General features: G+C 73.6%; 6 protein-coding genes. 2 read left to right on the top strand and 4 right to left on the bottom strand.

Annotated features, from left to right (window positions below):
* Positions 1-114: 114 nt before the first annotated feature.
* The 4 genes from ACFV0G_RS34410 to ACFV0G_RS34395 form a co-directional block, all read right to left on the bottom strand.
* Positions 115-1,275, bottom strand: a complete 1,161-nt coding sequence (locus tag ACFV0G_RS34410; RefSeq protein WP_380556460.1) for a pyridoxal phosphate-dependent aminotransferase — start codon at positions 1,273-1,275, stop codon at positions 115-117.
* 72 nt (positions 1,276-1,347) lie between these two features.
* Positions 1,348-2,724, bottom strand: a complete 1,377-nt coding sequence (locus ACFV0G_RS34405) for an aminotransferase class III-fold pyridoxal phosphate-dependent enzyme (RefSeq protein ID WP_380556458.1) — start codon at positions 2,722-2,724, stop codon at positions 1,348-1,350.
* 154 nt (positions 2,725-2,878) lie between these two features.
* Positions 2,879-3,442, bottom strand: a complete 564-nt coding sequence (locus tag ACFV0G_RS34400; protein WP_380556456.1) for a YbjN domain-containing protein — start codon at positions 3,440-3,442, stop codon at positions 2,879-2,881.
* Positions 3,443-3,583: 141 nt separating this feature from the next.
* Complete coding sequence (locus ACFV0G_RS34395) at positions 3,584-3,937, bottom strand: beta/gamma crystallin domain-containing protein (protein ID WP_380556454.1); 354 nt, start codon at positions 3,935-3,937, stop codon at positions 3,584-3,586.
* Positions 3,938-4,233: 296 nt separating this feature from the next.
* On the opposite strand from ACFV0G_RS34395, the gene ACFV0G_RS34390 reads away from it, so the two are divergent.
* Both ACFV0G_RS34390 and ACFV0G_RS34385 read left to right on the top strand, forming a co-directional pair.
* Positions 4,234-4,521: a multiprotein-bridging factor 1 family protein gene (locus tag ACFV0G_RS34390; protein ID WP_380556452.1), complete on the top strand. Its 288-nt coding sequence runs from the start codon at positions 4,234-4,236 to the stop codon at positions 4,519-4,521.
* Positions 4,515-5,381, top strand: a complete 867-nt coding sequence (locus ACFV0G_RS34385) for a hypothetical protein (protein ID WP_380556450.1) — start codon at positions 4,515-4,517, stop codon at positions 5,379-5,381. The genes ACFV0G_RS34390 and ACFV0G_RS34385 overlap by 7 nt, the downstream gene beginning before the upstream one ends.
* Positions 5,382-5,404 lie beyond the last annotated feature (23 nt).

The following is a 5,404-nucleotide window of genomic DNA, read 5'->3' as shown; positions in this document are numbered from 1 at the left end:
GTGGTTCTGGTCACGGTCTAATTACTCACCTGAGCTTCCGGCCCCCGGGCGCGCTCCCGGGCCCGGGGCCCCCGGGCCGGGGGAGGGGCTCCGCCGTGTCCGGGTGCTGCCGCCCTACAGCCGCCGCAGGCGCTGCACCGCCTCCCGGAGTACCTCGTCCTTCTTGCAGAAGGTGAAGCGGACCAGGCTGCGGCCGGCCTCGGCGTCGTCGTAGAAGACGGCGTTGGGGATGGCGACCACGCCGCAGCGCTCCGGGAGGGAGCGGCAGAACTCGGGGCCGTCCTTCTCCCCGAGCGGGGTGATGTCGGCGGTGATGAAGTACGTGCCCTCCGGCCGGAAGACCTGGAAGCCGGCCTCGGCCAGCCCGTCCGCCAGCAGGTCCCGCTTGCGCGCGAGATCGGCGCGCAGGGTGTCGAAGTACGCGTCGGGCAGCCGCAGCGCCTCGGCGACGGCGTACTGGAAGGGGCCGGCGGAGACGTAGGTGAGGTACTGCTTGGCCGTCCGGACGGCCGAGACCAGCTCCGGTGCGGCGGTGACCCAGCCGACCTTCCAGCCGGTGAAGGAGAAGGTCTTGCCGGCCGAGGAGATCGAGACGGTGCGCTCCCGCATGCCCGGCAGGGCGGCGATGGGGTGGTGGCCGCCGCTGAACACCAGGTGTTCGTAGACCTCGTCGGTGACCACCAGGAGGTCGTGCTCGACGGCGAGTTCGGCGATCACGGCGAGCTCGTCCGGGGTGAGGACCAGGCCGGTGGGGTTGTGCGGGGTGTTGATCAGCAGCAGCCGGGTGCGCGGGGTGATCAGCGAGCGCAGCCGCTCCAGGTCCGGGCGGAACGAGGGCGCCCGCAGGGTCAGCGGCACCCGGACGGCGCCGGCCATGGCGATGCACGCGGCGTAGGAGTCGTAGAACGGCTCGAAGGCGATCACCTCGTCGCCGGGCTCCAGCAGGGCGAGCAGCGCGGCGGCGATGGCCTCGGTGGCGCCAGCGGTGACCAGGACCTCGTGGTCGGGATCGTGGTCGAGGCCGTAGAAGCGCTGCTGGTGCTCGGCAATGGCGGTGCGGAGCTCGGGGATGCCCGGGCCGGGCGGGTACTGGTTGCCGTGGCCGTCCAGCACCGCGCGGGCCGCCGCCTCGGCGACCTCGCGGGGGCCGTCGGTGTCGGGGAAGCCCTGCCCGAGATTGATCGAACCGGTGGCGGTCGCCAGGGCGGACATCTCCGCGAAGATCGTCGTCCCCATACCCGCCAGTCGGCGGTTCAGCAGCGGCCTTGCACCCATTCCGGTTCCTCCCGGCTCGTCGTCCCGGCCATCCTCCGACGGCGGCCGAGGCCGGGGCAAGCGGTCCGGCGGTCAGCCGGCGCACATCTCGTCGAGGAAGCCGTCAAGGATGCCGAGGTAGTTGTCGACGTCGCGGTCGGTGTGGGCGAAGCCGGCGTGCGGCCCGGCGGAGGAGATCGCGTCCCACACGCCCCGGTTGGCGAAGTAGACCCGCCGGGTGTCGGTGAACAGCGGGTCGAGGCTGCGGTGCGCCTCCCGGGCGGTGCGCGGTCGTTCGGGGAACAGGCAGTAGCCCGACCGGGCGCCGAACCGGTGAGCGCACCACGCGAGTCCGTGTGCCCGGGCGGCGTCCTCGATGCCGTCGGAGAGCCGCCCGCCGAGCCCGGCGATCCGGTCGTGCTCCGCCCGGGTCATCAGCTCGGACAGCACGACCTCGGCGCAGGCGAGCGACAGCGCGTTGCCGAACAGCGTGCCGCCGAGGGCGAGTCCGACCGTCTCGCCGAGTTCGTCCGCCGGGTTCGCCTCGATGACCCCGGCCAGGGCCGAGGTCATCCCGTAGCAGCCGATCGGGATGCCGCCGGCGATGCCCTTGCCGCCGGTGACCAGGTCCGGGGCGATGCGGTAGCGCGTGACGGCGCCCCCGTACAGGTCGAACTGGGTGTGCGTCTCGTCGACCGCCAGCAGCGTTCCGTACCGGGTGCAGGCCTCGCGCAGCCCCGGCAGGAAGCCCGGATCCGGCAGCACCGTACCGCAGTTGGTGAGCACCCCCTCGATCAGCACGGCGGCCGTCCGCCGCTGCGCCAGTACGCGCTCGGCCGCCGCGAGGTCGTTGAAGTCGACCACCGCGAGGCCGGGCGGCAGCGGGCCCAGTCCGGTGGCCTCCGGCGCCGGCGGGGCGCCGCCCTCGCCGCCCGCCCACAGGGTCTCCTGGAGCTGGCCGTGGTACCCGCCGTCGAACAGCAGCACCCCCTGGCGGCCGGTGGCCACCCGGGCGATCCGCAGCGCCTCGGTGTTGGCCGTCCCGGCGGAGAGGGTGAACTGCCAGTACGGGAGGCCGAACCGCTGCCGCAGCCGGTCGCAGACCGCGAGGGCCTGTTCGACCGGCAGGAACATCTGCACACCATGCGCGGCCCGTTCGCCGATCACCTCGGTCAGCCGGGGGTGCGCGTAGCCGAGCACGGAGGACATGTCGCCGACGTTGAAGTCGACGTAGTCGTTGCCGTCGACGTCGGTGAGGACCGGGCCGCTGCCGTGCGACACCCACAGCACGGGGGTCCGGTAGAAGCCGGCCATCCAGGCCATCGGCACCCCGTCCGGCATCCGGGTGCCCGCCCGGGACGCCAGCTCCAGTGATCGCGGGACGCGGGCCCGGAAGGCGGCGTCCTCGCGCGCCCTGATCCGGACGAGCGCTTCGCGGTGGCGGCGGTCCAGGCCGGCTTCGGCATCCATGGGACCTCCGGTGATCGGTCCGTGTTCCACGCTAGAGCTCCCGGGGGCGGGCCGCAGCCCCTCCACGGCGCGGTGCGCACGGGCCGGCCGCCGCCGGAACGCGCACGGGCCCGCCCCCCTTGCGGGGGCGGGCCCGGTCACGGGTCTGCGGGTGTCAGGACTCGTCGCCCTCGGCGGCCTCGCCGCCCTCGCCCTCTTCGTTCTCGATCTCGTTCTGCAGGCCGAGGCGCTCGACCATCCACTGCTCGAAGCCGACCGAGGCCTGCGTCCAGTTGGCGGTGGTGGTGACGAAGTACTCCAGGTTGACGCCGGTGCCGACGATCATCTGGGACTCGCCGATCAGGCGGACCACGCCGTCCTCGTGGGTGTGGGTGTAGACCTTCGGCCAGAGGGTCTCGCGGTTCCACTCGTCGACGAGGTCGAGGATCTCGCCCTTCTTCTCCAGCGGGTACGCGCGGTCGTAGAAGGCGCGGACCGCGAAGAGCTCCTTCTGCTCGCCGCGGAACATGTAGTAGACGCGGAAGCCCTCCCACGGCGCGGTGAGGTCACCCTCCTCGTCCACGACGTGCTTCAGCTGCATCTGGTCGAGCAGCTGCGTCACCAGGTTCTGGTCCGGCACGATCACCGGCGGCGGCCCGGACGGCGCGCCGCCGGGCTGACCGCCCTGTGGCGGCTGCGGTGCGCCGAACGACGGGATGGACGACGGGTCGATGCTCATGGTGGTCCTCAATCTCACAGCACGGGGTGGTCGGCAATGAGAGGCCGCCCTTCCATGTCCCATCCTGCCTCATCCGGGCCGCAGGGCACAGGGGCTCCGCCGTCCGGACGCACCCCATCGGCACACGGGGGCCGGGCCGGCTCAGAAGATCTGGAGCCAGCGCACGGTGCCCTCGGCGCCGTTGTCGTAGTAGTTGTCGTCCTCCCAGGTCCAGGGGTCGAGGTGGCGGGTCACCCCGCCGTTGATGCTGGTGTAGTAGTACAGCAGGTTGTTGCCGGAGTAGAGGTTGTCGACGCGGTAGATCGTGACGTCGGCGTAGCCCTTGTTGGCGAAGCAGAGATGTCCGGAATAGCCGTAGTTGTAGATATTGACGAAGTCCGACCGGCCGGCGCAGTCGACCCGGTTGATGGCGCTCGCGTCGGTCGCCGGGAGGGCGAGGACGAGTGCGGCGGCGGCCGTCGCGGTGAGCGCGGCCTGCTTCCAGCGGTGTGTCATGGGGGTCACCGTTTCCTGCGGGGGCCGGCCGGGCCGGCGGGGTCGGTCGGGGTCGAGCGGGATCCTCGCAACCGGCGCGCGGACCCGACCAGGCGGTTGCACGGACGTTGGGCGGCGGAACATCCGGTCGCCCCCGGCAAACGCTGACGTTGAGTGATACATGTCACGCGCGGGGTGATCGGAACGCGTTGCCGCCCGCCACGGCGGCGGTTAGTTTGCGGTGCACCCTCCCGGTGGCCGCGGAGCGCCGCCGCCGGACGTCTGACGGGTGGCATCGGATGATGAGGGAGTCATCGGTGGGGGAATCCGAGACGGGCGCACCGCCGGACCGGCTGGGGGCGCTGCTGCGCAGCCTGCGACTGGACCGCGGGATGACCCAGGAGGAGCTGGGCGCGGCCTCCGGCATGAGCGTGCGGTCCATCCGCGACCTGGAGCGCGGGGTGTCCTGCCCGCGGATCTCGACGCTGCGCCTGCTGGCGCACACCTGGCAGCTCTCCGAGGCGCAGGGCGCCGAGCTGCACCGGCTGGCGCGCGCCAAGCGGGACCGGTCCGCGCGCTACGCCCCGGGCGGGGCCAGGTGGTGAGGCCGCCCCGGCGGGCCGCCGCGCTGGCCGCAGCGGGGGCGGCGCTGCTGGCGGTGGCCGGCTGCACGGGCGGGCCGGGGGCGGCGGTGCCGGCCCTCACCCCGCCGGCCCTCGGCACCCCCGCGCCACCGCCCTCGGGGCGCGAGGGGATGCTGCAGCTCCCGCTGTCGGCGTACGGGCTGAGCAGCGACGAGAGCGCCCGGCAGCAGCAGGCCGTCCGGGCGCTCACCGCCGACTGCATGCACAGGGCCGGCTACACCTCGTTCACCGGGGACGACGCCTTCGACGGCGGGAGCGGCCGGGTGAGCGACGCGAACGCGATGCCGGGCGGCGCCTTCGGCTACCTGCCGGCGACGGTGGCACCCGTGCAGGGCTTCCACGCCGCCCGGCCGCCCGCCGCGCCTGCGCCGCCGCGGGCGCCGTCCTCGGAGGCGGAGCGCGGTGCGGCCGAGGACTGCGTGCGCAAGGCGCTGGCCGCCCTGCCGACCGGTGACCGGGCAGGCTCGGACCTGGTGACCCGGCTGTTCGGCGAGTCGCAGGCGGCCACCGCCAAGGACGCCCGGGTGGTGGCCGCGACCCGGGCGTGGGCCGGCTGTATGACGGCCGCCGGCTACCCGGACGCCACGCCCGACGGCCTGGTGGCGCGCTACCGGGGCCCCGGATCGCCGGGCCGCGACGAGCTGGCGGCCGCCGAGGCCGACGCCGCGTGCACCACCGGCAGCAACCTGGCCGGGATCTGGTTCGCCGTGATCGCCGGCTACCAGCGGCAGCAGATCGCCGCCAACCAGGAGCGGCTGGCGGCGTACAAGGACGAGGTGGCCCGGCAGGTCGCGGGCTACGCCCGGCTGATCGGCTCCTGACGGATCCGGCCGGGCCGAGGGGC

Origin of the sequence: Kitasatospora sp. NPDC059571, assembly GCF_042735675.1 — a bacterium.
In the GTDB taxonomy this organism is placed as follows: domain Bacteria; phylum Actinomycetota; class Actinomycetes; order Streptomycetales; family Streptomycetaceae; genus Kitasatospora.
This window is presented reverse-complemented; position numbering and strand designations above follow the sequence as displayed.